At 41.6% G+C, this 2903-nt stretch carries 2 protein-coding genes; both read right to left on the bottom strand.

Going from position 1 to position 2903, the window contains the following annotated elements; translation table 11 throughout:
• Window positions 1–697: 697 nt before the first annotated feature.
• Entirely contained in the window at window positions 698–1288 is a 591-nt protein-coding gene (locus KG118_RS17330) for a hypothetical protein (RefSeq protein ID WP_008670455.1), read from the bottom strand.
• A gap of 472 nt (window positions 1289–1760) precedes the next feature.
• Window positions 1761–2864 carry a plasmid recombination protein gene (locus KG118_RS17325; RefSeq protein WP_007572070.1) on the bottom strand — a complete coding sequence of 368 codons (1104 nt, stop codon included), beginning with the start codon at window positions 2862–2864 and terminating at the stop codon, window positions 1761–1763.
• Window positions 2865–2903: the final 39 nt, after the last annotated feature.

Below are 2903 nucleotides of genomic sequence, written 5' to 3'. Positions count from 1 at the left end.
TAGTCCAACTCTTTTTCCCTAAAGTTGTGAATCTCGCTCCCCGGCTTCACTGCTTGTACATGAATACTTGTTGCTCCCATAAGTTAACATTTTTGTGACAATCGATAACAGCCGGTGACAGCCGGCTGACAGGGGGTTAAGGGGGCTTGTCCCCTTACACACGTACCCTTTAGGGTGCTAGTGTGCTATCACCATACTGCATAGGTGCGAAGTTAGTGAATGTTTTGTAAATGCACAAATAAAGGGGAAAACATTTGGATTTGCGACAATAAAGTACTACCTTTGTTGCTGACCAAACGGTAGCTGACCGATACGGGAGAGTTACCAAAATACAAGCCGCTGGAGTTAATTGACGGACATCCGACATCCCCAGCGGCTTTATTTTTGCCTATCTGCTTCGTCTAGGCATACCAGTACCTCTACTAAAAATGTACTTCAAAGATACTTATTTTCTACCGACTTGATAGTTTTTACCCCATATTCTTGGACATTTTTCCCCCATGAGGTTATCTTTGTAGGGTGAAAGAGAAACCCATAAACGGGGATAGATTGAATGCTGGGAAGCATAAACAATCGGGGTAAGGTTAGCGAACCTTGCCTTTCATCCCCCATTATAACTTTACATAGAGGAACTTTATCTATCCCCCCCCGCCCCCAAAGGGGGAGCGACCAAACGGCAGCTTCACTCAATGGAGTGTTACAGTTCATCAAAACCAAGTGATAACTGTCGTTTCTCTGCTTCTTCTTTCTTTTGGGCAGCTAAAGTCTTTTTCCGAACGTATGTTTTTGTAAATGAAACCCTATCCCCATTAAAGACAATCAACGGATTAATGAACCAATTATATTCGTTTGGACCTCTTGCTATGATTTCACTTTGTACGAGCTCTGCCAATCCTTTGTATATGGCTTTGTCTGATTTGTATTGGGTGTATTCTAAGCATTTTCGCCTATCGAAAATTATCATATCATTCTTAGGCTTCATGCAAGTTAGAATATACCCGAAAACCCGAATAGCTGATTGTGATAGATTGAAAAAAGCGGCAAAATTCGCAAGGTATAGTTTTGCAAATTGCTCTTCATCTACTTCTATTTGTCGGATAAACGAGGTTTTGAATACTTCTCCTGTATCTGTATCAGCAACAGCAACTACAGCTTTTTTATCACTTCCCGTACTACTTTTGTATTTCTTAACAACGTGATTTTCAATCCCTTCAATTGCTTGTTTCATAAAGGGGTTTTCTTCGTTTTTTTGAAAATCGGTTAATTTGAGTACTTTCTTATTTTCCATAAACATTCTATTTAGGCAAATTTGACTTTCTATATATCGGTGAAAAAGTATAATTTGATTTTCCACAAAGGAATATTTAAATTTCCATTAATACAATAAAAAAGCAAAATATATTTTCCTTTTTAACATCTAATAGGAAAGAGTGACTTTCTAATATGGAAAATCAGATTTTCCAATATGGAAAATACCCTATATTGAGTATCAACTACTTAACTTATTCTATTTCTTAAGTTCTTATTATACCCTAAAAACGGCATATAATCAACTACTTAAAAAATCATCGGTCGGGGAGCGCCCAGCGGCAAGGGGCGGGACCACCCGTCCCGACGAGCGCCCACACCATAAACTTTTTTTCGAATAAGCACACAACCGTTTTTCGAACCCTGCAAAATTTCTTCCGAACCCGAACGGCGTAACACTCCATTGAGTGAAGCTGCCGTTTGGTCGCTCCCCCTTTGGGGGCGGGGGGGGGTTACATACCCATGCCGAAACCTCTGCTTCTGGTGATTTGCTTGAGTAGGTCTTTCCCCTCTTCCATAGCTTTTGATATGTTTGGGAAATGATGCCTTAAAGCCTCCAGTTGTTCGGAATTGAACAAGTCTTTCATCTTACCAAGTTCTTTTTTCAATTCCTTGGTTTCGGTCTTTAGTTCTTGGTTCTCCGTTCTTAGTCGGTTACTGGTTGTCCTTGCATTGTCCATTTGCTGTCTATAATACTCCTTGTCGTTCTCGGCTTTGAATACCTTTGTGCCGTTTCGCTCTTTTTCAAGTATAGCCTTTCCCAGTCTATCGGATAGCTGTTCATTTTCCCCCTCTAAAGCCTTTATTTTGGCTTTTAAGGCATCTTTTTCCCTATCGTTAACCGTTTTCCCTATCAAGCCGTAAAACTTCTCTGAAGCCTTAGAAATGAGTTTTTGGACGTTTTTCTTTGTTTCAATGGAACGTAGTTCTTTCTGAAGCTGAAGAAGCTGGTTTTGCACGTCCTTGTGCTTGTCTAACGCACTGGATATATCGTTGGATAGTTCCTGAAGCTGTTCTTTCGCACATTCGGTCTTGTACTGCATAGCCGATAAGTGTTTGCGATCAGAAGAAACACCACGTTCCATGCCCAGTGCTTCAGATGCTATGGTTTGGAGTTCTGCCATGTCATCACGCGATAAACGCACACTCTTCCCGTTCGGCTGCGTCCAATCGAAAACTACATGGGCGTGAAGGTTAGGTGTCCATTGCTTTGCGTTCATGTATCCTTCGTCCTTGTGTATATGGATTTGAAACGCTTCAATACCGAAACGTTCCTTGCAGACCGCAGCGAATTGCTGGAGTTCCTGCATGGTGGTTTCTTGCTTGATTACTATTACCCCCTCCCGTATGGGTGCTGCTTTAGTCTGCATCTTCTGCCCAACCGTATCGAAATATCTCTGTTTCGCACTCTCCAGCCGATGGGAGATGCTATCTCCAACCCAGCTTTCATTCAAATGACTAAGTTCCGGACGAACATAGTCCAACTCTTTTTCCCTAAAGTTGTGAATCTCGCTCCCCGGCTTCACTGCTTGTACATGAATACTTGTTGCTCCCATAAGTTAACATTTTTGTGACAATCGATAACAGCCGGTGAC

It is taken from the genome of Bacteroides propionicigenes (assembly GCF_018390535.1).
GTDB classification, from domain to species: domain Bacteria; phylum Bacteroidota; class Bacteroidia; order Bacteroidales; family Bacteroidaceae; genus Bacteroides; species Bacteroides propionicigenes.
This window is presented reverse-complemented; position numbering and strand designations above follow the sequence as displayed.